Source organism: Rhizorhabdus antheiae, from assembly GCF_049889055.1.
Lineage (GTDB): Bacteria > Pseudomonadota > Alphaproteobacteria > Sphingomonadales > Sphingomonadaceae > Rhizorhabdus.
In genome coordinates this window covers 181,239-207,284 of sequence record NZ_JBLTWO010000005.1, presented here as the reverse complement: position 1 = coordinate 207,284, position 26,046 = coordinate 181,239, and the positions used below count along the sequence as shown (strand labels likewise).

The following is a 26,046-nucleotide window of genomic DNA, read 5'->3' as shown; positions in this document are numbered from 1 at the left end:
TCCCGCAGACCGCGGGGTGGCTTTTTTCATAGGGTGCCGGTGGCGACCCGGCCGGCCGTCAGAACCAGGCCCTGACCCCGAGCACCGCCCGCGTCTCACGCCGGGACTCCCCCATGGCGATCGCCAGCCGGCCGGTTTCGCCGAAGCGTCGCTCGTGGACCAGGCCGACATAAGGTGCGAAGCGGCGGCTGAACTCATAACGCAGCCGGAAGCCTGCTTCGGTCGTCCCGAGCCCGCTGCCCACGCCGCTCCGGCGATCGTCCGCGAAGGCGAAGTCGAGTTCGATGCGCGGTTGGAGGATCAGTCGCTGGGTGAGGCGCTGGTCATAATAAGCCTCGATCCGCGCGGAGAGATCGCCCTTGTTCGACAGGAAGAGATTGGCGTCGACCTCGAACCAATAAGGTGCAAGGCCCTCGATCCCGACCACGGCATAGCTGCGGCCGGGACGCGGGCGGATGTCCTGTCGGACGCCGAGCTGAAAGTTCCAGTAGGCGTCAAGCGCATGGCTCCACAGCGCCTGGACCTCCGCCTGACCGAGTATATCGTCGCCTTCGCCCTCGCTCTTGAGGGCGAGCCGATCGATGTCGCCCCCGATCCAGGCCTCGCCATTCCAGGCATAGCCGTCGGCGCCCTTGCCCGGACGAACCTCGGCAAGGTCGATCATCAGCTGACTGACGGTCATGCCGCCATGCTCGCGCACGAGCGCCTCGCGCGCGGCGGCCATGGTGGCGGCTGGGAAGAAGCGGTCCGCCGCGCGGTCGGTGGGTGGTGGCGGGGCTGGAGCATTGCCGATCTCGACCGCAGCGGGTCTCGCGTCATGGGCCGCATGGGGGTCCGTCGGCATCTGATGCCCGGCGTGTGGATCGGCCGCAGGCATTTCGTGTCCGGCATGCGGATCAGCCGCCGCGGCGTCGTGGCCGGCGTTGGGATCGCCCATGGGCATGGCGTGCCCTGCATGAGCGCCAGCCGCAGGCATGCTGTGGCCTGCATGCGGATCAGCCGGCGCGGTGGTCTGCGCCTGGGCGGAGCCGGCGAGGATCAGGCCCGCGAGGATCAGGCGCTTCATGCCGCGCGCACCGTGACGATCTCGAACATGCCCGCATGCATGTGATAGAGCATGTGGCAGTGGAAGGCCCAGTCGCCCTCGGCATCGGCGGTCAGGTCGAAGGTCACCTTGCCCCCCGGTGCGACGTTGACCGTATGCTTGCGCGGCGCATGGTCGCCATGGCCGGTTACCAGCTCGAAATAATGGCCGTGCAGGTGGATGGGGTGGTTCATCATGGTGTCGTTGACCAGCGTGACGCGAACGCGCTCGCCCTTGGTGAAGGGGATGGGCGCCTTGACGTCGCTCATCTTCACCCCGTCGAACGACCACATATAGCGTTCCATATTGCCGGTCAGATGCAGTTCCAGGCTGCGCGATGGCGTGCGCGTGTCGGGGTTGCGATCGACGGCGACGAGATCGCGATAGACGAGTACGCGATGCCCGACATCCTCCAGTCCCTGCGGCGGCTCGCCCGTCCGGTCGACCGGCATGGGCGAGATGGTCTGCACGCCCGGCCCCATTTCCACCTGCGGGGCATTGGCGCCGCTGCGCATGCTCATGTCCATGCCATGCCCGCCATGGTCCATGCCGCCCATATCCATGTCGCCCATGTCCATACCCATGTCGCGCATCGTCACGATCGGGCGGCGACGCAGCGGCGGGACGGGGGCGACCATGCCCATGCGTGGCGCGAGCGTCGCGCGGGCGATGCCCGAACGGTCGATAGCCTCGCCGACCAGTGTATAGGCCGCATCGCCAGGGCGGACGATGACGTCATAGGTTTCCGCGACGGCGATCTGGAACTCGTCGACCGTCAACGGGCGGACGGGAAGGCCGTCCGCCGCGACGATCTCGAGCGGCAGGCCGGGAATGCGAACATTGAAATTGGTCATTGCCGAGGCGTTGATCACGCGGAGGCGCACCCGCTCGCCCGGTTGGAACAGGGCGGTCCAGTTATCGGCCGGCCCATGGCCGTTGACCAGATAGGTGTAGATGTTGCCGGTAGCGTCCGACACGTCGGTCGGATCCATCCGCATCGCAGCCCATTCGAGCCGGTCCTTGAGCGGCTGGTCCTTGCCCGCGAGCAGCCCGCCCAGGGTCTGGCGCTGCCGGTTGAAGCCGCCCGGATCGACCTTCAACCGGCGGAATATCTCATGCGGGTGCAGCCGGGCATGGTCCGACAGCAGGATCACATGATCGCGATCATGGTCTGGCGTGGAGCCGTCGGCCGGGTCGACGACCAGCGGGCCATAATGGCCCATCTGTTCCTGCAGATTGCTGTGGCTGTGATACCAGTAGGTGCCGTTCTGCAGAACCGGGAATTCATAGACGAAGGTCTCGCCCGGCCGGATGCCGGGAAAGCTGATCCCCGGAACGCCGTCCATCTGGAAGGGCAGGAGGATGCCATGCCAGTGGATCGAGCTGTCCTCGTGCAGCCGGTTGGTGACCGAGATGCGCGCGGTCTGTCCTTCGCGCAGGCGGATCAGCGGGCCGGGGGCCGTGCCGTTGACGCCGACGGCGTGGGTTGTCCGCCCGTCGACCGTCATCGTCAGATGGTCGATGGTGAGCGCGATATGCGGGCCATGAAGAATCGCCTGTCCCTGTGAGGACGGCGCAGCGGCCCAGGCTGGAAGCCAGTGTGCGCAGGCGGCGGCCGAGCCGGTCAGGGCGGCATCCCGCAGAAAGCGGCGGCGGGTTCTTGCGGTCATGCCGGCTGTTTAGCAGCGGTTGCCGGAAGGCCAAGCCCGCCTTCGGGGAAATGAGGGCCAAAGGCCCCCAAAGCTGCAGCCCTTACTGAACGACGATGCTGGTGAAATAGACGTTGTCGATCCCACCGAAGTCGGTGCGCTGCTTGAGGACCGTGTTGATGGCGTCCTTCAGTTCCTTCTGCAGCTTCAGCTTGCCCTCGGGCGTGCCGATAGAGAAGCTGTCCTGCTGCGACAATACCATCAGGATGGCCGAGCGGATCGGCATGTCATTGTCCTTCAGATTGTCGAGCACCTTCTGGTCGTAGAAGGTCGAGACGCCCAGCCCGATCTGGGTGAAACCGTCGGAATCGCGCAGATTGGCAGTGAAGGGCTGCTCGAAGGCGTAATAGGACGCCTTGTACTTGGTCGGGTCGGGAGACTTGTCGGTCTCCAGCCCGATCGGCAGCGTCTGCTTTTCCGCCCCATGGCCATCGTCCGCGCCCTCTTTTTTGACGAGCTTGGGCGCGTTGGGGTCCTCGGGATGCTCTTCCTCTGCCTTGTGCTTGCCGCCAACCAGGCCGGAACCGGCCGCATAGAGGCCGGCGCCCACGCCGATGCCGGCGAACAGCAGGGCGACGACGAGCATCACGAGGATGCCCTTCATCTTGCCCTTCTTCTTGGGGGCGGGGGCGTCAGGCGCGGGAGCGGCGGCGGCACTGCTCATCGGTCAAATCCCATTGATCATGCGTAAAGGTCGCGGTCGTCACGATCCGTCGAATCGACGGCTTCGTCACGCACGGCAGACTGATTAAGCGAAAAAGGTTTATTATCTTCTGACGGCTGACGCGATTGACCCTGCTGGCCTTGCTGCGCCTGGGCTCCGGTCGAACCGGTGCCGCCGCCGCTCTGCTGATTGTTGAGGTCGACATGCGATTCCGCGACGCGCAGCCCCTGCGCGCGAACCTCGGCGATGAGGCGCGGCTGGGCATCGGCGATGATCTGGCGCGCCTGATCGGTATCGGTGCTCATGCGGATCGCGGTGCCGGCGGCGCTGTTGACGATCTCGACGGTAAGGGCACCCAGATGTTCGGGGTTGAGCTGGAACTTCAGATGGCCCTGGTGGTCCGCCACGCGGCTGATGTCGCGGGCGAGACGGTCGAGCCACTGGGTGTCGCGGGCGAGGTCCAGATGGCGATCGATCGTCTGCTGCTGCACGCTGTTGCCGTCGGCGACGCCGGCATCACCGACTTGCATCCCGGTGTCGGCCGCCGTCGCAGGCGCAGGGGCAGCAGGCGTCGGCACGGTAGCTGCGGTCGACTGCGTCTCGTCCGTGTCGACGGGCGGCAGTTCCGGCGCTTTCGGAAAGGCCTCGGTCACGACCGAAGGATCTGCACCGTCGAGACCCGAAATCTGGTCATCGTCGATCGTCACGGGTGTGCTGACCGTGTCAGCCGAAAGCTCTTCGTTGGAGAGTTTCGGCGCCACCACCTGTGCGACAGGCGTCTTCGCGCTACTGGCCAATGGAAGCGTCGGCGCGGTGATCGCTTCGCCATCGACCGACGGCGCTTCCGACGTTTCGCTTTCGCTCGTGTCGTCGTCGCCGATGGTCACCACCGGCGCGCGCAGGATCGTGGGTATCGCGACCTCGGCCTGTTCCGCTGCCACGGTAGCTGTACTGTGCGGATCGATCGCGGTCGGAGCTGGGGAGCCATCGCTTTTCAGCGGGCCGGCAGTCTGCGCCGTGCCCGCCGGAGCGAAAGCCTGTCGCAGCGAAGCGATGAGGCTGGCGATATGGGTCAGCTCAGGGGTGGCCTGACGTAGCTCTCCCGTCGTCGTGGTGGGCGCGGCAGCCACCGTGGTGGGCGGCGCGACATCCCCTCCGGCCGTTATGGCGGGATCAGTTGCGATTGGCTCGCCCGCCGTGGCGGTCTGCGCCTGGGCATTCTGGCCAGAAGCCGTCGACAGGGCCGTAGCGAAGGCCGGCGCGGGCGCGGCGGTCCCATTCGCCGCGGCGCCATCCGCGGCGGGCGTCTGCGACGGAAGGCTCGTGCCTGCCAGCAGCAGGGCCGCGACGGTCGGCTGCGCGGTATCGACGCTGGCACCATCGGTGACGGGCGCCGGGGCGGACGGTATCGTGATGACGGGCATCACCGGCTGGCCGTTGCCGAGCAGTGCTGCGGCGGCGACCATGGCTTCGATGTCTGCCAGAAGGGTTTCAGGCTTTTCGCCGGTCTCGGCGTCGGCTGTGGCATCTCCCTCGGTCGAGGCGGCAGGATCTTCGGACGATGCGATGGCAGCATCGGCCGGCAGCTTGCCGTCGGGCTGGGCGTGCTCGCCGTCGGGCGTGGTCTTCTGGTCCGACTGGCGCGAAACGAGCTTGGCGAAATTCTGGGCCGATTCTGGCGCCGATCCGGCAGCGGGGGCAGGTCCGCTGGGCTGGGGCGCGACGCTCCCCGTCAGGGCAAGCGCGGCATTGGAAAGCGCGGCTACCGCCATGTCAGTTGTCCTTCTGCTCGGATGATCGGTTGGAACGGGGACGGAAGGACGCGGCAAGCCGCGCTTCGGTCCACTCGGTAAGGGCCTGTGCGGCCCGCTGGTCCAGTTTCGCTGCGCTCTCCTGGCGCTGCCGGGCCTCAAGGCGCTCGGCGCCCTTGGCCTCGACCTGTGCTCTTGCCGAGACGATGGCGTCGGCGAGGCCGTTGCGTGCCGTGTCGAGCCGCTGCGCGAGCTGGCCGCGATTCTGAAGCACCGCGCCGCTGGTCATGCCGGCCGGCACCGACAGGCTGTCGCGCAGCATGGCAAGCTTCTCCTGGTTGTTCCGGAGCGTGTCGAGTTGCGCTTCGGCCTGTGCCGCAGCCGAGGCCGCCAGCAGATGCTGCACGCTCCGGACCCGCGTGATGCGGGCGCGCCTGGCGACGATCGACTTCATCCGCCGAACGCCTCAAGCAGGGCCTGGGCCGACTGCGCATAGTCGACGCGCTCTTTCTGGCCCTGACTGATGAAGCCGAGGATGTCGTCGTGCCGCGCGATCGCGATGTCGACGATCGGGTCGCTGCCCTGGCGATAGGCACCCATCAGGATCAGGTCGCGATTTTCCTCATAGACAGCCCAGAGCCGGCGGAAGATCTGCGAGGCGCGCAGATGCTCGGGCGAGACGATGTCGCTCATCACGCGGCTCAGCGACTTGCCGATGTCGATCGCCGGGAACACGCCTTGTTCGGCGAGCCCGCGCGACAGGATGATATGGCCGTCGACGATTGCCCGGGCGGTGTCGACGATCGGATCGTCGGTATCGTCGCCGTCGGCAAGCACGGTGTAGAGCGCGGTGATCGAGCCGCCCGAATGGACGTCGACACCGGCGCGTTCGATGAGGCGCGGGATCAGGCCGAGTGCCGACGGGGGATAGCCCTTCATCGTCGGCGGCTCGCCCAGCGACAGTCCGATCTCGCGCTGCGCATGGGCGACGCGGGTGAGGCTGTCGATCAGCAGCAGGACGCGCTTGCCCTGCGCGCGGAAATACTCGGCGATGGCGGTGGCCCGCATCGCCGCGCGCAGGCGCAGCACCGGCGGGTGATCGGCGGGAACCGCCACGACGACGCTCTTCTGGCGCACCGGCCCGGCGAGTTTGGTCGCGAGGAAGTCGGAGACTTCGCGGCTGCGCTCGCCGACCAGGCCGACGACGATGACGTCGGCTTCGGCGCCCGCGATCATCTGCCCCATCAGGACCGACTTGCCGACGCCCGATCCGGCGGCGATGGCGATGCGCTGGCCGACGCCGGCGGTGAGCATGGCGTTGATCGCGCGGACGCCCATGTCGAACGGCTCGGTGACGCGCGCGCGGTCGAGTGGATTGCCTCGGCGGCCCGCGAGCGGCCAGCGTTCCGCGGTCGCGATCGGACCGAGCCCGTCGATGGGGTTGCCGAGTGCGTCCATCACACGGCCGAGCAGCGTTTCCCCGACATCCACCGATCCGCCGCGCCGATCGGGTTCGACGCGTGCGCCGGCGCTGTGGGGCGCATCGGCGTCGAGCGCCATCAGCAGGGTGCGGCTGCCACGGAAACCGACGACCTCGGCGAGGGCGGCGTGCCCGTCGGCGTCGATGACGCGGGCGTTCGAGCCCACCGGCATGGGAAAGCCGGTCGCTTCGAGCATCAGGCCGTCATAGGAGGCCAGCCGGCCGATGCGGCGCGGTCCGCCCTGATCGGGTTCGACCCCATCGAGCATGGTCCGGGCGAGCAGGGCCAGGCTCATCGCGGCAGCCCCATGGCGTCGAGCTGGGTACGCAGGCGGGCCAGGCGGACCTGTGGACCGTCTTCGATCCAGCCTTCGCCCGTTTCGAGCACGATCGTGCCCGAGGCGAGATGGTGGTCCGGAGCAAGGGGCAGGCCGAGATCGACGCCGTCGAGCAGCGCGATATCGTCCGGATGGAGGCGCAGGCGCGCCGGGCCGCATTCGGCGGTTACGAGTTCGGCGATCGCGGTGGCGCGCTGCTCGAGCAGGGCCGGATCGATCTTAACCTCGCCGACGATCTGGCGGACCATGCGGGTGACGGTTTCGGCAAGGACTGCGGCGAGCGGCCCCTGCGCTTCCGGCTGGAGCGCCTCGGCTGCGCGGACGAGCTGGGCCAGGGCCTCGCGCTCGCGGGCGAACTCCAGGATGGTCGCCTGACGTCCTTGCTCGAAACCCGCGGCGAAGGCTTCTGCCTGCACGGCCTCGATGTCCACGGGTGCAGCCGGCCCCGCGTCCGAGGCGGGGCTGGGCGAGCGCGGGGCGAAGTCGCTGGCACGACGGCGCGGGGGCGAGCCGCCCCAGGGGGTGAATTGCGTGCCGGACGCCGGGCGGGCCCAGGCTTCGACGCGCGTGGCGGCATCGCCAATGTCTTGCGTCCAGATCTCAGACAAAATCGTCGCCCTTTCCGCCCAGGCTGATCGTGCCTTCGGCCGCCAGCTTGCGCGCTATGGCGAGCATTGCCTTCTGCGCTTCCTGCACATCGGCCAGACGCATCGGGCCGCGATCGGCGATCTCGTCCTGTACCGACTGTGCCGCGCGGCTGGACATGCAGCCGAAGATCTTGCCGCGAAGCTTTTCGTCTGCGCCCTTGAGCGAGACGACGAGAATGTCGTTGTCGACGGCGCGCAGCAGGGTGCCGAGATCCTTTTCGGAAAGCGCCATCAGATTGTCGAAGATGAACATCTCTTCCTCGACATTGCGGGCGACCGACTTGTCCAGCTTTTGCAGGGCCTTGATGATCCGCTGCTCGGCCGCCTTGCGCGACGAGTTGACGATTTTGGCGGCCTCGCCGGCACCGCCGCGCCGGGTGATCGCGCCGTTGCTCTGGCCGGCGACGGGGCGGTTGAGCAAGTCGTCGAGCTCGACCAGCGCCGCTTCGGTGACCGGTCCCATTGTGGCGACGCGATAGACGAGGCCCGCCTGCATGTCCTCTGGCAGGAGCGCGAGAACATCTGCGGCTCGTTGCGCGTCGAGAAAGGCAAGCACGATCGCGGCGATCTGCGGATGCTCGAACTCGATCAGATTGGCGATCTGGCGTGCGTCCATCCACTTCAGATTTTCGAGCGCCGTGGTGTGCTGGACGGGCGTGATGCGCTGCAGGACCTGGTCGGCTTTCTCCTGGCCGAGGGCCTTGTGCATGATTCCCTTGATCTGGCGCTCGACCCCGAAACCCAGCGTGGTGCGGGCCTTGGCGCGGTCGACGAACACGTCGAACACGCCGTCGATCGCTTCCTCGGAGACGTTGGCGACGTTGAACATCGCACCGCCGAGATGCTGCACCTCTGCCGGGTCGAGACGGGCGAGCACGGTCGCGGCTTCCTCTTCGCCGAGCAGCATCATCAGGATCGCGGCGGCCTGGCTCCCGCCGGGGAGCGGGTTGGCGTCGTCGGTGTCGATCGGGGTTTCGTCAGCCATGGATCATTCGCCCCTGGGCATGTCGGCGCGAATCAGGTCGCGGACGACAAGAGCCGCGCGGTCGGGGTCCTGCCGGACGAAATTGCGGATCAGTTCGGCGCGGTTGGCATAGCCGGGCGTTGCCTCGATCATGTCGAGCGTCACCGGCTTGTTCGGATCCTGCAGCGCCTGCTGGGCCAGAACGGTCGCGATCTCGGCGCGGATCGCGGGGTTGGTGTTCTCCGGGATGCGGGCTGCAGGATCGGCCATGGCCATCGCCATGGTCTGCTTCTCCTCGGCCAGCGCCGCGCGGCGCTTGAGCAGGGGCTTTGCGACCCCGAAGACGAGCAGGGCGACGACCAGCAGCGCGGACAGGTTGCGGGCGAGGGTGGACACCCAGGGGGCTTCCCACCAGTTCGGCTTGACCTCGGCCTCTTCGGCCATTGCGAAGCTGCGGGCCGACAGGGCTACCACGTCGCCGCGATTGGCGTCCGCGCCGACGGCGCCACGCACCAATGTCTCGATCGACGCCAGCTCGGCCCGGCTGAACTTGCGGCTGCCTTCACGCAGCGCCACGGCGACCGACAGGCGCTTGACCGTGCCGATCGGGGCGCGGGTGACGGAGACCTCGCGGCCAAGTTCATAGGTGCGGTTGTAATTCTCGGACGTCTTGGCGCCATTGGCCGCAGCCGTCGTGCCGGCCGCAGGCGGAACGGGCAGGGTCTGGTTCGGCGCGGCGGCAACCTGGCTGGCCGCCGGCGCCTGGTTCGACAGCGCGCCGGGGATGCCACCGGCCTCGGCGGGCTTGTCGCCGGTCCAGCTGCCCTGTTCCTGACGGACCACGGCGGTGTCCTTGGGATAGCTCTCGCGCGTCGCCTGGGTCTCGGTGAAGTCGACGTCGGCATGCACCTCTGCGGTGAAATTGCCGGCACCCACGATCGGCGTCAGGATCTTGTTGAGCGCTTCGAGATAGCGCTGCTCCATCTTGGTCTGGATGTCGACCTGGCGAGCCGATGCCTGGCTGAGCGGATCACTGCCCGAGCTGGACAGCAACCGGCCTGCCTGATCGACTACCGATACGCTGTCGGGCGACAGATCCGGAACCGAGGAGGCGACCAGATGGACGATCGCCTGAACCTGCGAGTCCGACAGGGTGCGACCGGCGCGCATACGCAACATGACCGATGCCTGGGGCTTGCTCTCGTCGCGCAGGAAGACGGTCGGCTGTCCCGCCGCGATGTGGACCTTCGCGGTATCGACCGCGTCGATCGCCTCGATCGTGCGCGCCAGATCCATTTCGCGGGCCGAGCGGAGCTTCTCGCCTTCGACCGCACGGCTGGCGCCCAGCGGCAGCGACGAGATCATCGCGTCTCCGTCGGGAGCGGCCTTGGGCAGGCCCTGCTGGGCGAGCAGCATCTTCGCCTGATAGAAGGCCGTTTCCGGAACGGTGATGGCGCCGGTGTCGCGGTTGATCTCATAGGGAATGTTGGCGGCCTTCAGGGCATCGGCCACGGCGGCCTTGTCGCCGTCGCTCATGCCCGCGAACAGGTCGCGCTGCGGTGCGCCCGACATCGTCGCCCACAGCAGCGCTGCGGCACCAAGCAGGCCGATCAGCCCCATCATCGGCAGGCTGCGCTGGATGGCAGGCTGGGCCGCGAAGTCGCGGATGCGTTCGAGCACGGCCGAAGTGCCGACCGAAGCCGGGGCGGTGGTGGCGAGGGCCGAAGCGGTCGGGGCGGTGGGGACGATGTCTGCCATGGATTATACCGGCATGCTCATGATGTCCTTGTAGGCGGACAGGAGTTTGTTGCGGACCTGCAAGGTGGCCTGGAAGCCGATGCTCGACTGTTCGCGCTGAAGCATGACCGCCGCGATGTCGGTGGTCTCGCCGCGCTCGTAGCTTTCGGTCGCCGCAGTGGCCTTGGCCTGGAGGCCGTTGACCTCGGTCAGAGCGCCGCGCAGCGTCGAGGCGAAGCTGCCCTCCGGCGCGCTGGTGGCACTGCCGACCTGTTGAACACCGTCCAGCGGCGTCGGTGCGGCGGCGGCCTTCTGCAGCGCGCTGTTCTGCTGCAGGATCGCCTGCCGCATCGCGAGGATGTTGCTGGTGTTGATGGTGGTCATTCAACCCTCCTCAAGCGGCCGCGCGCATATCGGCGAGCCGATAACGGAGCGTGCGTTCGGAGATTCCGAGCCGCTGGGCCGCGCGGAGACGATGCCCGCCCGTGGCGGCGAGCGCTTCCTCGATCGCGCGCGCCTGGCTGAGGCGGCGCGCTTCGGCGAGGCTGAGCGCGGTGTCTTCCTGAGCGGCCGTGGCCGAGCCTTCGTGCGTCGGCAGGCCGGGCGCGCGATCGATGATGAGATCGGCTGTGTCGATACGGTTGCCCTCACGCATCAGCATCGCGCGCTGGAGGACATTTTCGAGCTCGCGGACATTGCCGGGCCAGTCGTGCGCCATCAGGCGATCGAGTGCTGCTGCGGTCGGCCATGGCAGCTCCTCATGCTGGCCGGCATGGCGCAACAGCAAAGCGGCGGCGATCGCGCGGATGTCCTGCCGGCGCTCGGCGAGCGGCTTGAGGGACAGCGGCATGACGTTGAGCCGCCAGTAGAGGTCGGCGCGGAAGCGGCCTGCCTCGACCTCGGCGGCCAGATCGCGGTTGCCTGCGGCGACGATACGGACGTCGACGGGGACCGGGGTGGTGGCGCCGACGGGGAGGACTTCGCGTTCCTGCAGCGCGCGGAGCAGCTTGGGCTGCAGCGAGAGCGGCAGTTCGGCCACTTCGTCGAGCAGCAGCGTGCCGCCGTCGGCGGCACGGAACAGCCCCTCGCTGGACATGTTGGCGCCGGTGAACGCGCCCTTCTGGTGGCCGAAGAGCATGGCTTCGAGCATGGTTTCGGGGAGCGCGGCGCAGTTGACCGCGACGAACGGGCGTTCGGCGCGGCCCGAGGCGGCGTGAATGAAGCGTGCGACGCCTTCCTTGCCGGTGCCGGTCTGGCCGAGCAGGAGGATGCTGGCCTCGCTGCGCGCGATCCGCGCGGCGAGCTGGAGGAACTTGGCGCTGTCGGGTTCGCCGCAGGCCGGCATGACGGCGGGACGGATCAGCTCGGCGATCAGGGCGTGCCCGAAGGCCATGTCCTCGAAGCCGAAGACGAGGGTGGTGGGGCGGCCGATCTTGGCGCGGCGGAGCACCGGCGTGCCATCGGCAAAATCGATGAGGATGTCGTGCTGGCGGGCGAGGCCGATCTCGGTGACGTGCAGGATGCGCTGGGCCTGGCGGACCGTCGCGTCGGCAGGATCGATCAGCAGCCAGTCGATGCCCGCGCCTGCAAGCCACGCGGTTAGCGTCGGATGGGAGCCCTGGGCCTTCTCGGAGATGCCGATGTTCATCGTCGCCGTCCTTCGTCGGATCTAGCGTGCCAGCCACACCAGTTCCTTGAGGACGATGATTACCGCTGAATTAACTACGAAAGTCTTAATAGACTGCGCGCACCCGCGTACGGGCCGGCGCGCGCCCGCTTCCGCGCCCGTATGCTCCCGCGTAAGGGGTTGTCTAAATCACTGATATAAAATGAGAAAATTTGAAGCCGAAGCCGGCATAAGCCTTTGGTCTAGTGCGGCAAGAAATTGCCGTGGAGCTGCCGGGTGATTTACCCTGCTCCGATGCCCTTTCCCGCGACGGCGGGCGGGTCGAGAGCGGCTTAAGGCGAAAAGTGCAAAATTTATATCGTTCTATATCAGATAGATAGGTTCGATCTTGGGCAAAAATCGAGTGTGGTGAACTTTCCTGGTTAAAGTGGGGGTAAGCACGGCCGTTAATGGGATCGAGGCGAGAACGGCCAGCACCGGATCATCGCCCCTTTGACCAGGATAAGGACTGATCCAATGACCGTCATCAACACCAACATCTCTTCGCTTCGTGCTCAGAACGCCGGTCGCATGGCTGCTCAGATGCAGGCTACCGCGATGGAGCGGCTGTCGAGCGGCAAGCGCATCAACTCGGCCAAGGACGACGCAGCCGGTCTCGCCATCGCTTCCTCGATGACATCCTCGATCCGCGGCATGGGCGTCGCCATCCGCAACGCCAATGACGGCATCTCTCTGGCGCAGACCGCCGAAGGTGCGCTGGGCGAGGTCAACAACATGCTGCAGCGCATCCGCGAACTGGCGGTGCAGGCAGCGAACGGCACTTACCAGTCGGGTGACCGCGACAACATCCAGACCGAAGTCGCCTCGCTCCAGTCGCAGATCACGGACGTCGTCACCAAGACCAAGTTCAACGGCAACACGTTGTTCTCGGCCACCTCGACGGCGACCAGCTTCGCCATCCAGACCGGCGTGAACTCGGGCGACACCACCTCGATCTCGGTCGGTGGCCTCGACAAGGTGGCTGCGGCCTATGTCAGCACGGTCAAGGTCGACACCGCCGCCAACGCCGGCACGACGATCACGAAGACCGACGAGGCGCTGGCGCAGATCAACACGGTCCGGGCGAGCCTCGGTGCGAGCCAGAACCGCCTCGAGGCGAGCGTCAACGTGCTGACCGCGAACGTCAACAACCTGTCCGAAGCCCGCTCGCGGATCGAGGACACCGACTTCTCGGTGGAATCGGCGGCCCTCGCCAAGTCCCAGATCCTCTCGCAGGCTTCCACGGCGATGCTGGCCCAGGCCAATCAGAGCCAGCAGAACGTGCTCAGCCTGCTCAAGTAACAGCTTCCTATAAGTTGCTGGCCGAGGCGCCCCCCGTTGCGAAAGCAGCGGGGGGCGCTTTGGCATTCAGCGCGTCCGGCTGACGTCGAGATACTCTGCACCGGCGCGCAGGAGTGGCTGGCCGCTCATCGTCCTGGCACAGTCTCGGGTAAGTCCGGCGCTAATCATCGCGCCAAATAGCGCGTTCTCGATGTCGATCGCTTCAAAATAGGATGTGACTTCGACGTTCTTTCTCGATCGGACAAGTATTATTGTATCGGTCAATTTGAATAATCCGAGCTTAATCAGAAAAATTAGGGTTAATCTAGCTTAACCATCTTTGTTCCTTAAGCAAGGTTTTGGTGGGTCGTTATTCCGATCGTGGCGAGGACGGTGCAGTAGACCGGCACGCCGAGTAGTAGCGGAAGGATTAACTCAATGGCTGTCATCAACACCAACTCTTCGTCTCTGCGGGCGCAGAACGCCGGTCGTCTCGCGGCTCAGCAGCAGGCGACGGCAATGGACCGTCTGTCGAGCGGCAAGCGTATCAACACCGCTCGCGACGACGCCGCCGGCATGGCGATCGCTTCGTCCATGACCTCGACGATCCGCGGCATGTCCGTCGCGATCCGCAACGCCAATGACGGCATCTCGCTGGCGCAGACCGCCGAAGGTGCGCTGGGCGAAGTCAGCAACATGCTGCAGCGTGTCCGCGAGCTTGCGGTTCAGGGCTCGAACGGCACCTACCAGTCGAGCGACCGTGACAATCTGCAGACCGAAGTCGCCGCGCTCCAGTCGCAGATCACCGATGTCGTCACCAAGACCAAGTTCAACGGCAACACGCTGTTCTCGGCCACCTCGACGGCGACCAGCTTCTCGATCCAGACCGGCGTGAATTCGGGCGACACCACGTCGATCTCGATCAGCGGCCTCGACAAGGTGGCAGCGGCCTATGTCAGCACCGTCAAGGTCGACACCGCGACGAATGCATCCGCAGCGATCACGAAGGCCGATGATGCCCTCATCCAGGTCAACACGGTCCGTGCCGGCATTGGTGCGATCCAGAGCCGTCTCGACGCCGCCGTCAACGTGCTGACCGCGAACGTCAACAACATGTCCGAGGCCCGCTCGCGGATCGAGGATACCGACTACTCCACGGAATCGGCCGCGCTCGCCAAGTCGCAGATTCTGCAGCAGGCCTCGACCGCGATGCTCGCTCAGGCGAACCAGAGCGGCCAGAGCGTTCTGAGCCTCCTGCGTTAAGTTCGGGACGGCCTAAACACCTCCGGCCGTCTCAGCGGGCCCCCGGCGCAATTTTCCCCGCGCCGGGGGCCTTCTTCTTTCTCAGGCCTTCGCCACGGGACATCGATCGATGGACGCCACTTCCTCTTCCAGCGACAACGGCTTCGACGCAGCGCTCAAGGCGCTCGAGGATCTGGAAACCAGCATCAGCCAGAGCCAGGAAGACAACGCCGCCAATGCTGCGCCTGCCGACCTGGGTGGTATCGACCTCGACCAGCTTGTGGCGGAAAGCATGGCATCGGCCGCCGTTGCCGCCGAGCCGGTGGTCCCGCCTGCCGCAGCGGCCGTAGTGGCGCCGGTCGATGCGGCACCGGTGCCGGGTCCGAGCTTCGTTTCGCCTGCGCTGGTCGTTTCTCCCGGCATAGCCTTTGCGGAGGAGGAGCGCTCGCCGACCATGGCGGTGGACGCCTTGCCCGATATCGACGCGCTGGTGACCCAACTGCCGCCGATCGCGCCACCCGTCACGATGCCAGCGCCTGCCGACGGCCAAGCCGAAGCTGCCCCGCCCGTCCGCGCGGGCGCTCGAGCTGGACTGTGGACCAAAGTGGCGATCGGCCTTGGCCTGCTGTCGAGCGTCGTGTCGGCGGCTGGCCTGATCATAGCCGAGCGGGTCGTGTCTTCGGCGAGCCTTGTCGTTGCCGATGCGCGGGAGCGGCAGCATCAGCTGGAGCAGGCCAACAAGCTGATCGCCGATCTCCAGCTCGTCCGTGACAAGCAGATCGAGCTGCTCAAGGCGCAGCAGGCCCAGTTGGCGAGCGCCCCGGTGACCAGCGAGGAACTGCAGCACCGGATGGAGGCGCTTCAGGCCGGTCTGATCCAGCGCGATCCGGTTCGCGAGTTCGTTCAGGCGGTGCGCGAGAGCCAGATGGCGACCAACAGCCGCTTCCAGGAAGTCGGCATGAAGCTCGAACGGATCGAGGCGATGGCCGCACGCCAGGCCCATTGAGCCGCCGGCTGGACGACGTCGCGCGCCAGGACTAGTCCGACGCGCGAACAGTCCTCCAATGGAGTTGCCCGATGAGCCGGATTTCCCTCGAACATGCCAGCAGGATCATCGCCGGCGCGATGGCGAAGGGCGGCGAACTGGGCCTGAAACCGCTCAGCGTGGCAGTGCTCTATGCGGGTGGCCATCTGATCAGTTTCGCCCGTGCGGACGGTGCATCGAATATGCGCGCACAGATCGCGATCGGCAAGGCGGCCGGCGCCCTCGCGCTGGGTGTGTCTTCGCGGGTGGTGGGGACTATGGCGGTCGAACGGCCAACCTTCGTGGCCAGTCTGGCGTCTATGGCGTCCCAGGGAATGGTACCCGCAGCCGGCGGCGTGATCGTGGTCGACGGTGCAGGGCTGCCGATCGGCGCGGTCGGCGTGACCGGCGATACGTCCGACAGTGACGAGCTTGCCGCGATGGCGGGGATCGCAGCGGCGGGGCTCAGGCCCCAGGGCTGAGGCTCAGCGCCATTCTCGGAGCGAGGAGCGCAGCTTGTCGAGCGCGGCCTTCTTGATCTGGCAGACGCGGGCGGCACCGATGCCGAGCGTTTGCCCGATTTCCTCGAGGTTCATCTCCTCAACGAAATAGAGCTGCAGCACGCTGGCCTCGCGCTCGGGCAGCGCGGAGATGTGTTCGGCCAGGGCGGCCGCAAGTTCCTCGCGCTCGATCGACTGGTCGACGCGCTCCTCGACATCGGCGAACCACATCGACTGGTCCGAATAGACTTCGTCGATCGTCTCCTGATAGGTCGCGGCGGTCTCGTCGATCAATGCGCGCAGCGCCGCGCCGTCGAGGCCCATCGCCTGGGCGAGTTCGGACTCGCTGGGGCTGCGGCCGTGGCTCTTTTCGAAATCGGCCTTGGCCTTGAGCATCTCGCGCCGCTTGACCATGGCCGAACGGCTCATCGACGCATGACGGCGAAGGTGATCGATCATCGCCCCGCGGACGCGCATCGACGCATAGGTCGAGAAGGCGTGGCCGCGATCCTCATAGCCGTTGGCCGCCTCGACCAGAGCGATCATCCCGATCTGGATCAGATCCTCGACGTCGATCGCCGAGGAAACCCGGCCATGGACATGCCAGGCGATCTTGCGGACGAGCTGCATATGGGACCGGACAAGGTCCTCCTGACGCGTCTTCTTGGGGACGCGCCCATAGACTTGCATCTCGTTGATGGCAGGTTCAGCCCCCACGAAGCACGGCCTCCATCCCGAAGAAGCTGTCGCCCCCGGCCATTGCGGGGATATCCAGCGTGTCGATCGTCCGCGACAGATGGCCCATCGCCTGCGATGCGCGGGCGTGCGGATATTGATCGACGACGAGACGACGGCGGGCAGCGGCGGTAAGCACGCGTTCGTCGGTCGGGATGCCGCCGAGATAGCTCAGCGTGGTGCGATCGAGGAAGCGCCCGGCGACCGCACGGAAGCGGCGGAACAGCTCGCGGCCCATCGCCTCGTCGGTGATGCGGTTGGTGACGACCGCGATGTCTCGCACGCCATGGTCGGTCGCGAGCAGCTTGACGGTGCCATAGGCGTCCATGAAGCGGTCCGAGTCCGGCGCCAGAACGACGATCGGCAGATCCGCCGAGGCGATCATGTCGAGCGTGTCGGGGTCGGCGCTGCCCGGCGTGTCGACGATCACGAAGTCGAGCGAGCGGCGATGGGGGCGGAAAGCGTCGGCGAGCTTGAGCCGGGCAGCGAGGTCGACCCGGCCGGCGCGATCGGTGGGGCCGGCAGGAACGACGAACAGCGCCTCTGGGCCGTCGACGACGATCTCGTCGATCGTCAGGCGACCGCCGATCACGTCGTCGATCGACTCGCGCGGGTTGAAGCCCATCGTGCGGGTCGCGTCGGTCGGGCCGGGGTCGCAGTCGACCAGCATCGCGCGGCGGTGCATCTTGGACAGCGACAAAGCGAGGTTCGCCGCGATCGTGGTCTTGCCGACACCGCTGCGGCCGCAGGCGATGCTGATCACCCGGGCGCTGCGCGCATGTGCGGCGGAGCCGGGGAGGTCCGACACTCGGGGCCAGGTGAAGCTCATTCGGCTGTCTCCATGGGCCGGGCGCTCAGGGCACCGGCACTGCTGTTGTTAGCGGGTCCACCGCCGACCACCGCGGCGACTTCGACCGCCTTGCCGTCCGGGATCTCCAGAAAGGACATGACGGGGGTCTCGGGCAGATGCGGCTTGAGAAGTCTCGCCAGCGCGCGGCGCGCGATGGGGGAGGTTACGATGGCGAAGCGGACGGCGCCGTTGACGAGCGGCTGGGCCGCCTCCGATACTGCGCCGACGATCCGGTTGGCGAGTGCGGGTTCGAATGGGTGGGTTGCGCCCGGCGAGGTGCGCACGGCCTGTGCCAGCAAGGATTCCAGGCCGGCATCGAGAGTGATGACCGGCAGCGGCATCTTCACCGGCACGAGCGTCTGCACGATCAGCGCACCTATCCGTGACCGGATATTCTCGACCAGCGCGATGCCGTCGTTCGACTGGCCGGCGGCGTCCACCATCGCCTCGGCGATGCGGCGGAAGTCGCGCAGCGGCACGCCTTCCGCGAGCAGCGCGCGGCCGGCGGCGGCGATCTGCGACAACGTCAGCGGCTGCGGGGTCAGGCCGGCCACGAGCTGCGGTGCGGAGTCCTTGAGCGTGTCGAGCAGATGCTGGGCCTCGTCCATGCCGAACAGGTCGGCACAGGTCGCCATGATCATCTGGTTGAGATGGGTGGCGATGACGGTGGCGGGGTCGACGACGGTATAGCCCGCGACGATCGCTTCGCTGCGCTTGTCCGGCGCGATCCAGACCGCCTCGAGCCCGAAGCTCGGATCGCGGCACTCGCGGCCCTCGACGCGGCCGTCGAGATCACCGCTGTCGAGTGCGAGCAGCTGGTCGGGATAGCATTCGTCTTCGCCGACGATCACGCCGGCAACGGTGATGCGGTAGGTGTTGGGCGGCAGGTTGAGATTGTCGCGGACGCGGACGAGCGGCACGACGAAGCCGAGTTCGCGCGACAACTGGCGGCGGATGCCCGTGATCCGGCTCATCAGCGGCGCGCCCTTGCGCTCGTCGACCAGGCCGACCAGGCCGTACCCCATTTCGAGGCCCAGCGCGGAGCCGTCCGAAATCTCGTTCCAGTCGATGCTGTTCGGCGCGAGCGGGGCAGGGGCCTTGGCGGCTTCTGCAACGGCCGTCTCGCGGGCTTCCTGGACCTTCTTCGCCTTGGAGAGCTTCCAGGCGGCGAAGCCTGCGAGCCCGGCGGCGGCGAGCAGCATGAAGTGGGGCATGCCGGGAACGACACCCAGGATGGTCAGGATCGCGGCGACCGGTGCCCAGGCGCGGGCGGAGCCGAACTGGCTGCTGATCTGGCCCGGCAGGTCGAGCGGCGAGGACACGCGGGTGACGATGGCGGCGGCTGCGATCGAGAGCAGCAGCGCCGGCACCTGCGCGACGAGCGCGTCGCCGATCGCCAGGATGATATAGGTCGAGGCGGCGTCCGACAGCGAGAGGTCGTGGCTCAGCGTGCCGAGGATCAGCCCGCCCAAGATGTTGATCACGAGGATCAGCACGCCGGCGACGGCGTCGCCCTTCACGAACTTGGACGCGCCGTCCATCGAGCCATAGAAGTCGGCCTCGGTGGCGACTTCCTGGCGGCGCGCCTTCGCTTCTTCGGGAGTCAGCAGGCCGGCATTGAGGTCGGCGTCGATCGCCATCTGCTTGCCGGGCATCGCGTCGAGGGTGAAGCGGGCCGACACTTCGGACACGCGGCCGGCGCCCTTGGTGATGACGACCAGGTTGATCACCATCAGGATGCCGAACACGAACAGACCGACGGCATAGTCGCCGCCGATCAGGAAGTTGCCGAAGCTCTCGATCACATGTCCGGCTGCCGCCGGGCCGTTATGGCCGTCGACGAGGACGACGCGGGTCGATGCGACGTTCAGCGACAGGCGGAACAGCGTCGCGAACAGTAGGACCGTCGGGAACGCGGAGAAGTCGAGCGGCTTGGCGGCGTTCAACGCCACCATCAGTACCGCCAGCGAGATCATGATGTTGGCGATGAAGCCGATGTCGAGGACGAAGGCCGGCACCGGAATGACCATCAGCCCGACGAGCATGAGCGTCGCCATGGGCAGGATCGCATTGCGTCCCGTCATCGCCCACAGCTTGCGCGTCATCGGAGTGGCACCCGCCATGACTCAGCGGTCCCCGGCACGGAATCGGCGCCCGTTGCTCTGATTTTCGGCGGTTTTCCTGTCGTTCGCCATGGGACTCTCAATCGCCTTCGCGGGAATGCAAGGCGATCAGTGCGGCCAACATGGTTAATTTAGCGTTAGGCACGATTCCCCGCTGCCGGCTTTTGCCCCGCGACAGGTGTTGTCCGCAGCGGCAGCAGGCCGACATATGGTGATTGTTGCGCCAGACGCCCGCGCATTAACCCGATTACAAAGCTTTAGGGTCAGAAGGGGCGGGCAAAATCCGAGAACCCGATGTCCGAATCGATCAAACGCAGCGAAACGTCGGTTGTCGCTCTGGTCCTGCAATGTATCGCGGTCGTCGCCGCTGTGGTGGCGCTAGCACTGTCCCCACCGGCATCCGGCCCGATGCTGGTGGTGCCGCTGGGCAGTGCGTCGCCCTTGATCTGGCTCGGTCATCGCGACGACGTCCGCATCGTCGGCCTTGGCCGGATGGCGGGCTCGATCATGGTTCTGGGGGAACGCGACAGGCTGCTGCCTGTGGCACTGCGCCACGGGGCGATCTTGCTGCCTGCCCTGCCGGATCTTTGCGTGTCACGCCGATAGTCCGGGACGTACGGACCTTGTCCACTGCCTTGCTGGACCGTCGCCGCGCCGTGGGGTGCGAGCATTGCGGGCGTCGTGCCAACGGAACGCTGGCCGACCAGATGGCCGCTATCGGGTGAGCCCGCAGGCTAGCGGCCCCGCAATCGGCCCGAGATTCCCGCCGCCAGGAGCGTGTTCACGGTGGGTGAATAAGCTCTTGTCTTCTGATGCGCGGATTTTCCGAGCCGTTGACCGAATCCGGTCAACTTGAAAATGCTCTGGCTGACGGTAGTGCGTGTCAGCGCAGGATCACCGAACCTAGCAGCCGCTCGATGTCGGACCGAAGATAGGGCTTCGTCACCAGCGGTGCTCCGGCAAAGCCGTCTGCAATCGCCGATTGCTCGCCGAGGCCGCTGACGATCGCATAAGGAACGCTTCGCCGCGCGAGCAGGGCCGCGATCGGCTCGCTGGTCTCGCCCTCGCCCAGATGGACGTCGAGCAAGGCGAACGCGACCTCGCCCTCCTCCAATATCGCCAATGCCTGCCGGGCTGAGCCGCAGACGTGGACCGCCGAGAAGCCAAGATCGAGCAGCATCTGCTCGGCTTCGAGCGCGATCACCACATTGTCCTCGACCACCATCGCGATCCCCAGAGCCTGCTTTTCGGCCTGCTTTTCGGCCTGCGATCGTGGGTGAAGCTGCGTGACGGTCGCGCAGGGCGCTGCAGCCTGCGGGTGAGCGAACTCGGCGATAGCGCCACGCGGCAGCGAAAAGCGCGCCACGAAGCCTTCGGGCCGGAAGTCGATCTCTGCCGTGCCGCCCAGCTCATGGGGCACGGTGTGCGCGATGATCGTCGACCCGAACCCGCTCCGTGTGGGAGGTACGACCGTCGGACCGCCGCGTTCGACCCAGTTCATCGTCAGGCTGTCGTCGGCCGAGCGCGACATGGCGATCTCGACGCGGCCCTCCTCATTGCTCAATGCCCCATATTTGGAGCTGTTGGTCATCAGCTCGTGGACGACCAGAGCCAGCGAGGTGAAGGCGCTCGGCGTCAGCATCGCGTCGGGTCCGCGCAGGAAGACGCGTTCGGCATCGCCATCGGCATAGGCGCGGCATTCGGTACGGATCAGCGCGTAGAGCGAGGCGGGAGACCAGTTGGCCTGCGTGACCTGATCATGCGCCCTGGCGAGCGCGTAGATGCGTTTGCCGACGATCTCGGCAAAGTCTTCGATCGAGTCGCTGCCCGACGCGCTCTGGGTGACCAGGCCGCGGACGAGATTGAGGATGTTGCGAACGCGGTGGTTCAGTTCGGCGATCAGGAATTCCTGGCGCTTCTGAGCCTGTGCGCGGTCGCGATGCGCGGCGTCCGCCAGCTGGAGCACGACTTCGAGCAGCGTGACCCGCAGGCTCTGCGCGATCGCGATCTCATCCTCTTCCCAAGGGCGCGAATGGCCGCGCCGTTCCTGCTTCCACAGGTCAAAGCTCTTGCGCGGATGGATGCGGCTGTCGCCATCGACGAGCTCCGCCGCCTTCTCCGGATTGCCCGCCCAGTTCACTTCGTGGACATGCTCCCGGCGGAACAGGACGATATAGTCGCGCGGCACGCGGGAGACCGGCAAGGCAAGCAGGCCCGAACAACGGTCGACATAGGCTGCTGCTGGCGGGAATGCGGCCGAGAGCTTGTCGGTCGACCAGATCGTGCTCGATGCCGCCGTGTTGAGGAAGCGCGACAGGGGCTCGAATTCCTCGCGCGTGGGCGCGATACCGACAGAGCGATATTCGCCGTCGATCCAGGCCGCCATGCCGTCATAGGGAATGACCTCCGCGATCGTCGTCGCAAAGTCGTTGAGCGTGTCGCCCAGCGAATGGCCGCGCGCGACGCGGGCCATGATCTCGTCGTGGATCTGGCGCGCGCGCGTCTGTCGGACGTGGACGGCATCGCTCTCGCTCTGTTCGAGGATATAAGAGAAGAACTCGCCGAAGAGCTCGGCGGCGGTCCGGACCGAATAGGGCAGGCGGAGCGGCTTGTAGTGGTGGCAGGCAAACAGCCCCCACAATTCTCCCCGCTTCATGATCGATACCGACATCGACGCCTTGACGCCCATATTCTTGAGATATTCGATATGGATCGGCGAAACGGCGCGGATGCCGCTCATCGTCAGGTCGAGCGGATTGCCTTCGGGGCTGATTTCCGGAAGGACCTCGACCGTCCTGTCATCGACATCGACGATGATGCGGAGCATGTTCTTGGCGTAGAGCGCCCGTGCCTGGGAGGGGATGTCCGTCGCCGGGAAGCGCAGACCCAGATAGCTGTCCATGCCGGGGGCGCGCCACTCGGCGATGACCTGGCCGCTCTTGTTCTGGTCGAAACGATAGACCTTGACGCGGTCGAAGCCGGTGAGGGCGCGCAGATGGCGTGCGCCCGACTGGCACAGTTCCTCGATCGTCTTCGACTGGCGCATCCGGGCGACCATCGGCCGCACATAGCTGACCAGATCCCGAAGCCGTCCGGATTCGCTGGGCTCGATTTCGAGCACGAACGATCGGTCGGATCGATAGACCGCGATGTCGAAGGTCCGGCCGTCTCCGACCAGATCGACCTCGAACAGCCGGTCCACGGACTCGGCGCTGGCCAGGATCTGCAGCCGCCCCCTGACGTCGTGAAGCGCGCGCGGATCGATATACTCGCTCGCCGGACGCCCGACCATGTCGAGCGCCTCCGCACCGGTCAGGATGCGGGAGTTGGCCGAGGCATGGGTGATGATCCAGTCGCTCGAAAAGGCGATCAGCCAGCCAAAGCTCTGAATCCGGCCGATGAACTGGATCGGCTCGCGGTTGCAATAGGCAAGGTCCAGTTCCTGTTGAGAGATCGCCGTAGCCATAAATCAGCCCTTCACGCCCTCGCTCATGGCAAAGGCGCTTCTAAAAAGATCGAAGCAGCGTCGTGCTGCCTCGAGCGTCTCGGCGGCAACTTCCGGGTTCATGCGTTGCTCCGCAAACCACGTCAGTAGTCGCCGCCAGACGACGATACCCCTATCATCCTCCATATAGGCGGAGGGCCGACCTGTGGCCGCGCCCCAATAACCTTGCCGCCTGATCATCGACATGCCGAGGCGGGAGCCAATGAGCACATAACTGGCTGCGGGCTCGTCAGGCATGTCGAGGGTGAGGTGCGGAAGCTGCTCCGGCTTCACCCCAAGTCCTGCCAGATCGTCTTCCAGAAGCGCCGAATAGTCCGGCGCTGTCATCTTCAAGTGCCGCTCCGCAAAGCCGGCCAGGAGCGGTTGGAGGGACAAGGCGGCCATGTAATGCGCCGCGAGGAACCTCCGATAATCGTCGCGTCGGCTCAGATCGAGCAAGCCGAAGGTGGCGTCCACAGCTGCATGAGCATCCCGGGAACCATCCCGCAAATATTCACGCAACCCCTGACTAAGTTTCGGCCCAACGCCGACAGATGGCGCCCTCACGAATTGACTTTACGGAACATGCGAACGCTACCTTGTGCAATGTGCGAGGCGATTGCCCAAGGCAGCTTGTCTCGAATTATAGCATAGCATGACCGAAACGTCTGTCTGCCCACAAGTGCACATAGGAGGAACTTTCCTGCGGGGGTGCGGGTTCCGACAAAAAGTGAAATCCTGTGCGTAACGAGGATCTATGCTGCTCGACGGAAGCAACCTATTGATGAATCTGCAGTCTGTTGACCGACAGCTGCTTGCCGAGAGCCTTAGCGAGTGCATCCTGCGCACCGGGCATGTCCTCTACGAACCCGGCGACGTCATCCAGCGCTGCTATTTTCCCTGCGGGTCCTCGGTCGCATCCTTCATGGTGATGCTCGAAGACGGCAATGCGGTGGAAACTGCCATGATCGGCCGGGAAGGCGCGGTCGGCGGGATCGTGAGCAGTGGCCATCTGCCGGCATTCGCGCGCACCGGGGTACTGCACGGCGGACCCTTTCTGTCGATTTCGACCAGCGATCTCGAACGGGCCAAGGATCGCTCCCCATCGATCAGCCGGCTGTTCGCGCGCTATGCCGATTGTCTGCTGGCTCAGGTCTTTCAGTCGGTAGCGTGCAACGCGAACCACATGATCGAGCAGCGGGCGGCGAAGTGGCTCTGTGCGGCGGTTGCCCGAACCGGCAGCAACGAGATCACGATGACGCAGGAGCAACTCGCCTCGATCATGGGCGTGGGGCGGAGCTATGTCAGCCGGGTGGTCGGGCGGTTCAAGGCGCTCGACCTGATCACGGTGCGTCGCGGCGTGATCAAGGTGATCGATGCGGAACGGCTGGAGGGATTGGCCTGCCAGTGCAACGGGCTGGTCGAACGCCATTTCGACACGGTGCTGGCCGGGACCCATCCCACGGCAGCGGACCGATTCCGGCGCGCAGTCTAGCGCGGGTTGCGGCTGTAGGTGGCTGGCGTGCAGTCGAAGCGGCCGGCGGCCTCGGCGAGCATATCGATATGCTGCTGGTTGCGGTCGGCGAGATAGCGCACCCTGAAGCGGGCGCCGTCCACGATCTGCAGAGCGGCGAGCAGGCTCTGCTTGAGGCGCGGCGAGGGGGCCCACGCGCCCCGCGCTTTCATTTCCGCCACACGGGCGGTGAGATCGGGCAAAGTCTTTTCGATGGCGTCGACATCCTGCGCATCGAGCGCCGCAACCAGGGCGGCGCTCGATGCGGCAAGAGCATCGACGAGGGCTTGGCTCACGCCACGCCTTTGGGCAGGTCGAGTGCGATCATCTTGGCAGCGATGGCTTTCGCGTCGATCGGATATTGCCCGTTGGCGATAGCCTGACGAATAGCCTGGATCTTCTCGCTGTTGATCGGCGGGCCGGCTTCCGCAAGCGCCTTCACCAGCGATGGCGCCATGTCCGGCGTGCTGGCGACGGGAGCCGTCGGCTGCGTCGGCGATACCGATGCGACCTTGTCGTCCTTGACCTGACCGATGCGGGTCGGGCTGGCCGGTCCTACCCCATTGATCATGACTTGTCCTTTCACTCAGGGCGCGATGCCCGGGATTTCACCTCTGTCCAGTATAACGACAGGTTTCCAAATTATTTAAATCCGAGCAAGCGAACGCGACCGACGTCGATCACCTCGGCGAACAAGGTCGATCCCTTGGCTGCCGTCGAAACCCTTACCCTGCCACCGATATCGGCGTCTTCCATCGCCGTGGCGTCGATGCTGATCGAATAGCTCTCACCCACTGCCAGCAGCTTGACGGGGTCTCCGCGCCGGACGGCGCTGGACGGGAGCGATGCGGTCTGGGCGGTCTGCGCACCGGCCCGAGGCGCGACGGCCGTCACCGAGCGGGCGAGAGGAACGCGCAGCCGCCAGCCCAATGCCGGGCAGCGGACGGTGACTGCGCCGATGCTCGGCGGATCGATCTGAACGGCCGCACCGCAGTCGGCGAGCCGCATCCGCCGGTCGAGAGGAGCCAGCGGACCACCGACCTGGCCGACGTCGGCGCCGAGTGCCGCGACAACCATCCGCTCGAGCGTGTCGAGATTCTGCGCAGGCGGCAATGCGGTCTGCGCTCCGGCTGCGGCAGATGCAACGGCGCAGGCCAAGGCCAGGGCCAGGCGGTGCAGCGTGCGGGAAGCGGTGGTTTTCCGGTTCATGGCGCGACGATAGAGCGGCGATCGCAAAGATTTGGTTAACGCCGC

The 26,046-nt window shown here is 66.2% G+C and carries 26 protein-coding genes; 7 read left to right on the top strand and 19 right to left on the bottom strand.

Translation table 11 applies throughout. The features are described 5' to 3' along the window. Positions 1-58: 58 nt before the first annotated feature. Positions 59-682: a copper resistance protein B gene (locus tag ACNI3R_RS11890; RefSeq protein WP_426183525.1), complete on the bottom strand. Its 624-nt coding sequence runs from the start codon at positions 680-682 to the stop codon at positions 59-61. Between the two features lie 6 nt (positions 683-688). On the opposite strand from ACNI3R_RS11890, the gene ACNI3R_RS11885 reads away from it, so the two are divergent. After that, the gene (locus tag ACNI3R_RS11885; RefSeq protein WP_426183523.1) at positions 689-1,111 is read left to right on the top strand and encodes a hypothetical protein; all 423 of its coding nucleotides are present in this window, start codon (positions 689-691) and stop codon (positions 1,109-1,111) included. Here the strand turns inward: ACNI3R_RS11885 and ACNI3R_RS11880 are convergent. The 10 genes from ACNI3R_RS11880 to ACNI3R_RS11835 all read right to left on the bottom strand — a co-directional run bounded on the left by ACNI3R_RS11880 (position 1,063) and on the right by ACNI3R_RS11835 (position 12,022). Beyond that, a complete protein-coding gene (locus ACNI3R_RS11880; RefSeq protein WP_426183521.1) occupies positions 1,063-2,754 on the bottom strand; it encodes a copper resistance system multicopper oxidase in 1,692 nt (563 codons plus the stop codon). The two genes, ACNI3R_RS11885 and ACNI3R_RS11880, sit on opposite strands and share 49 nt — an antisense overlap. Before the next feature lie 82 nt (positions 2,755-2,836). Next, complete coding sequence (locus ACNI3R_RS11875) at positions 2,837-3,457, bottom strand: flagellar basal body-associated FliL family protein (RefSeq protein ID WP_426183519.1); 621 nt, start codon at positions 3,455-3,457, stop codon at positions 2,837-2,839. 17 nt (positions 3,458-3,474) lie between these two features. Then, on the bottom strand, positions 3,475-5,229 hold the full coding sequence (locus ACNI3R_RS11870) for a flagellar hook-length control protein FliK (RefSeq protein ID WP_426183517.1): 1,755 nt from the start codon (positions 5,227-5,229) through the stop codon (positions 3,475-3,477). Position 5,230: 1 nt separating this feature from the next. Next, positions 5,231-5,662, bottom strand: coding sequence for a hypothetical protein (locus tag ACNI3R_RS11865; protein WP_426183515.1), 432 nt, complete (start codon positions 5,660-5,662; stop codon positions 5,231-5,233). Next, a complete protein-coding gene (locus ACNI3R_RS11860) occupies positions 5,659-6,984 on the bottom strand; it encodes a FliI/YscN family ATPase (protein WP_426183513.1) in 1,326 nt (441 codons plus the stop codon). The genes ACNI3R_RS11865 and ACNI3R_RS11860 overlap by 4 nt, the downstream gene beginning before the upstream one ends. Further along, positions 6,981-7,634 (bottom strand): FliH/SctL family protein, encoded by a 654-nt coding sequence (locus ACNI3R_RS11855; RefSeq protein ID WP_426183511.1) that lies wholly within the window; start codon positions 7,632-7,634, stop codon positions 6,981-6,983. Before ACNI3R_RS11855 ends, ACNI3R_RS11860 begins: the two co-directional genes overlap by 4 nt. Beyond that, complete coding sequence (fliG, locus tag ACNI3R_RS11850; protein WP_426183509.1) at positions 7,627-8,658, bottom strand: flagellar motor switch protein FliG; 1,032 nt, start codon at positions 8,656-8,658, stop codon at positions 7,627-7,629. The genes ACNI3R_RS11855 and fliG overlap by 8 nt, the downstream gene beginning before the upstream one ends. A gap of 3 nt (positions 8,659-8,661) precedes the next feature. After that, entirely contained in the window at positions 8,662-10,395 is a 1,734-nt protein-coding gene (gene fliF, locus ACNI3R_RS11845) for a flagellar basal-body MS-ring/collar protein FliF (RefSeq protein WP_426183507.1), read from the bottom strand. Positions 10,396-10,398: 3 nt separating this feature from the next. Beyond that, a complete protein-coding gene (gene fliE, locus ACNI3R_RS11840) occupies positions 10,399-10,758 on the bottom strand; it encodes a flagellar hook-basal body complex protein FliE (RefSeq protein WP_426183505.1) in 360 nt (119 codons plus the stop codon). A 10-nt stretch (positions 10,759-10,768) separates the two neighbouring features. Continuing rightward, complete coding sequence (locus tag ACNI3R_RS11835; protein WP_426183503.1) at positions 10,769-12,022, bottom strand: sigma-54 interaction domain-containing protein; 1,254 nt, start codon at positions 12,020-12,022, stop codon at positions 10,769-10,771. Between the two features lie 495 nt (positions 12,023-12,517). Between ACNI3R_RS11835 and ACNI3R_RS11830 the strand changes: the two genes are divergently transcribed. From ACNI3R_RS11830 to ACNI3R_RS11815, 4 genes are all read left to right on the top strand, one after another. Beyond that, positions 12,518-13,342, top strand: coding sequence for a flagellin N-terminal helical domain-containing protein (locus ACNI3R_RS11830; protein ID WP_426183501.1), 825 nt, complete (start codon positions 12,518-12,520; stop codon positions 13,340-13,342). Positions 13,343-13,759: 417 nt separating this feature from the next. Beyond that, the gene (locus ACNI3R_RS11825) at positions 13,760-14,584 is read left to right on the top strand and encodes a flagellin N-terminal helical domain-containing protein (protein WP_426183499.1); all 825 of its coding nucleotides are present in this window, start codon (positions 13,760-13,762) and stop codon (positions 14,582-14,584) included. A 109-nt stretch (positions 14,585-14,693) separates the two neighbouring features. Beyond that, a complete protein-coding gene (locus ACNI3R_RS11820; RefSeq protein WP_426183497.1) occupies positions 14,694-15,569 on the top strand; it encodes a hypothetical protein in 876 nt (291 codons plus the stop codon). Positions 15,570-15,640: 71 nt separating this feature from the next. After that, positions 15,641-16,069 (top strand): GlcG/HbpS family heme-binding protein, encoded by a 429-nt coding sequence (locus ACNI3R_RS11815; protein ID WP_426183495.1) that lies wholly within the window; start codon positions 15,641-15,643, stop codon positions 16,067-16,069. Between the two features lie 3 nt (positions 16,070-16,072). Here ACNI3R_RS11815 and ACNI3R_RS11810 read toward each other — a convergent pair whose 3' ends face one another. From ACNI3R_RS11810 to flhA, 3 genes are read right to left on the bottom strand one after another with little or no spacing between them, the layout of a single operon-like run. Then, complete coding sequence (locus tag ACNI3R_RS11810; protein WP_426183687.1) at positions 16,073-16,777, bottom strand: sigma-70 family RNA polymerase sigma factor; 705 nt, start codon at positions 16,775-16,777, stop codon at positions 16,073-16,075. Positions 16,778-16,793: 16 nt separating this feature from the next. Continuing rightward, a complete protein-coding gene (locus ACNI3R_RS11805) occupies positions 16,794-17,651 on the bottom strand; it encodes a MinD/ParA family ATP-binding protein (RefSeq protein WP_426183493.1) in 858 nt (285 codons plus the stop codon). Beyond that, a complete protein-coding gene (gene flhA, locus ACNI3R_RS11800) occupies positions 17,648-19,795 on the bottom strand; it encodes a flagellar biosynthesis protein FlhA (RefSeq protein WP_426183491.1) in 2,148 nt (715 codons plus the stop codon). The genes ACNI3R_RS11805 and flhA overlap by 4 nt, the downstream gene beginning before the upstream one ends. 294 nt (positions 19,796-20,089) lie before the next feature. Between flhA and ACNI3R_RS11795 the strand changes: the two genes are divergently transcribed. After that, positions 20,090-20,401, top strand: a complete 312-nt coding sequence (locus ACNI3R_RS11795; RefSeq protein WP_426183489.1) for a hypothetical protein — start codon at positions 20,090-20,092, stop codon at positions 20,399-20,401. 277 nt (positions 20,402-20,678) lie between these two features. On the opposite strand, the gene ACNI3R_RS11790 is transcribed toward ACNI3R_RS11795, so the two are convergent. Together ACNI3R_RS11790 and ACNI3R_RS11785 are read right to left on the bottom strand one after the other, a co-directional pair. Next, the gene (locus ACNI3R_RS11790) at positions 20,679-23,261 is read right to left on the bottom strand and encodes an HWE histidine kinase domain-containing protein (protein ID WP_426183487.1); all 2,583 of its coding nucleotides are present in this window, start codon (positions 23,259-23,261) and stop codon (positions 20,679-20,681) included. Between the two features lie 3 nt (positions 23,262-23,264). Beyond that, positions 23,265-23,756, bottom strand: a complete 492-nt coding sequence (locus ACNI3R_RS11785; RefSeq protein WP_426183485.1) for a biliverdin-producing heme oxygenase — start codon at positions 23,754-23,756, stop codon at positions 23,265-23,267. A gap of 307 nt (positions 23,757-24,063) precedes the next feature. Here ACNI3R_RS11785 and ACNI3R_RS11780 point away from each other — a divergent pair, with 307 nt between their 5' ends. Continuing rightward, positions 24,064-24,774, top strand: a complete 711-nt coding sequence (locus tag ACNI3R_RS11780; RefSeq protein ID WP_426183483.1) for a Crp/Fnr family transcriptional regulator — start codon at positions 24,064-24,066, stop codon at positions 24,772-24,774. Here the strand turns inward: ACNI3R_RS11780 and ACNI3R_RS11775 are convergent. From ACNI3R_RS11775 to ACNI3R_RS11765, 3 genes are all read right to left on the bottom strand, one after another. Further along, the gene (locus ACNI3R_RS11775; RefSeq protein ID WP_426183481.1) at positions 24,771-25,088 is read right to left on the bottom strand and encodes a hypothetical protein; all 318 of its coding nucleotides are present in this window, start codon (positions 25,086-25,088) and stop codon (positions 24,771-24,773) included. The genes ACNI3R_RS11780 and ACNI3R_RS11775 overlap by 4 nt on opposite strands. After that, the gene (gene flgM / locus ACNI3R_RS11770) at positions 25,085-25,363 is read right to left on the bottom strand and encodes a flagellar biosynthesis anti-sigma factor FlgM (protein WP_426183479.1); all 279 of its coding nucleotides are present in this window, start codon (positions 25,361-25,363) and stop codon (positions 25,085-25,087) included. The genes ACNI3R_RS11775 and flgM overlap by 4 nt, the downstream gene beginning before the upstream one ends. 71 nt (positions 25,364-25,434) lie before the next feature. Then, positions 25,435-26,001, bottom strand: coding sequence for a flagella basal body P-ring formation protein FlgA (locus ACNI3R_RS11765; RefSeq protein WP_426183477.1), 567 nt, complete (start codon positions 25,999-26,001; stop codon positions 25,435-25,437). Between the last annotated feature and the right edge of the window lie 45 nt (positions 26,002-26,046).

Coding starts and splice junctions, on each gene's coding strand:
- ACNI3R_RS11890 (WP_426183525.1), bottom strand. CDS start 682: ATGACCGTCAGTCAGCTGATGATCGACCTTGCCGAGGTTCGTCCGGGC.
- ACNI3R_RS11825 (WP_426183499.1), top strand. CDS start 13,760: ATGGCTGTCATCAACACCAACTCTTCGTCTCTGCGGGCGCAGAACGCC.
- ACNI3R_RS11810 (WP_426183687.1), bottom strand. CDS start 16,777: ATGCAAGTCTATGGGCGCGTCCCCAAGAAGACGCGTCAGGAGGACCTT.
- flhA (WP_426183491.1), bottom strand. CDS start 19,795: ATGGCGGGTGCCACTCCGATGACGCGCAAGCTGTGGGCGATGACGGGA.
- ACNI3R_RS11830 (WP_426183501.1), top strand. CDS start 12,518: ATGACCGTCATCAACACCAACATCTCTTCGCTTCGTGCTCAGAACGCC.
- ACNI3R_RS11870 (WP_426183517.1), bottom strand. CDS start 5,229: ATGGCGGTAGCCGCGCTTTCCAATGCCGCGCTTGCCCTGACGGGGAGC.
- ACNI3R_RS11780 (WP_426183483.1), top strand. CDS start 24,064: ATGAATCTGCAGTCTGTTGACCGACAGCTGCTTGCCGAGAGCCTTAGC.
- ACNI3R_RS11875 (WP_426183519.1), bottom strand. CDS start 3,457: ATGAGCAGTGCCGCCGCCGCTCCCGCGCCTGACGCCCCCGCCCCCAAG.
- ACNI3R_RS11790 (WP_426183487.1), bottom strand. CDS start 23,261: ATGGCTACGGCGATCTCTCAACAGGAACTGGACCTTGCCTATTGCAAC.
- ACNI3R_RS11795 (WP_426183489.1), top strand. CDS start 20,090: ATGTCCGAATCGATCAAACGCAGCGAAACGTCGGTTGTCGCTCTGGTC.
- ACNI3R_RS11885 (WP_426183523.1), top strand. CDS start 689: ATGCTCGCGCACGAGCGCCTCGCGCGCGGCGGCCATGGTGGCGGCTGG.
- fliE (WP_426183505.1), bottom strand. CDS start 10,758: ATGACCACCATCAACACCAGCAACATCCTCGCGATGCGGCAGGCGATC.
- ACNI3R_RS11815 (WP_426183495.1), top strand. CDS start 15,641: ATGAGCCGGATTTCCCTCGAACATGCCAGCAGGATCATCGCCGGCGCG.
- ACNI3R_RS11835 (WP_426183503.1), bottom strand. CDS start 12,022: ATGAACATCGGCATCTCCGAGAAGGCCCAGGGCTCCCATCCGACGCTA.
- fliF (WP_426183507.1), bottom strand. CDS start 10,395: ATGGCAGACATCGTCCCCACCGCCCCGACCGCTTCGGCCCTCGCCACC.
- ACNI3R_RS11765 (WP_426183477.1), bottom strand. CDS start 26,001: ATGAACCGGAAAACCACCGCTTCCCGCACGCTGCACCGCCTGGCCCTG.
- ACNI3R_RS11860 (WP_426183513.1), bottom strand. CDS start 6,984: ATGAGCCTGGCCCTGCTCGCCCGGACCATGCTCGATGGGGTCGAACCC.
- flgM (WP_426183479.1), bottom strand. CDS start 25,363: ATGATCAATGGGGTAGGACCGGCCAGCCCGACCCGCATCGGTCAGGTC.
- ACNI3R_RS11865 (WP_426183515.1), bottom strand. CDS start 5,662: ATGAAGTCGATCGTCGCCAGGCGCGCCCGCATCACGCGGGTCCGGAGC.
- fliG (WP_426183509.1), bottom strand. CDS start 8,658: ATGGCTGACGAAACCCCGATCGACACCGACGACGCCAACCCGCTCCCC.
- ACNI3R_RS11820 (WP_426183497.1), top strand. CDS start 14,694: ATGGACGCCACTTCCTCTTCCAGCGACAACGGCTTCGACGCAGCGCTC.
- ACNI3R_RS11880 (WP_426183521.1), bottom strand. CDS start 2,754: ATGACCGCAAGAACCCGCCGCCGCTTTCTGCGGGATGCCGCCCTGACC.
- ACNI3R_RS11805 (WP_426183493.1), bottom strand. CDS start 17,651: ATGAGCTTCACCTGGCCCCGAGTGTCGGACCTCCCCGGCTCCGCCGCA.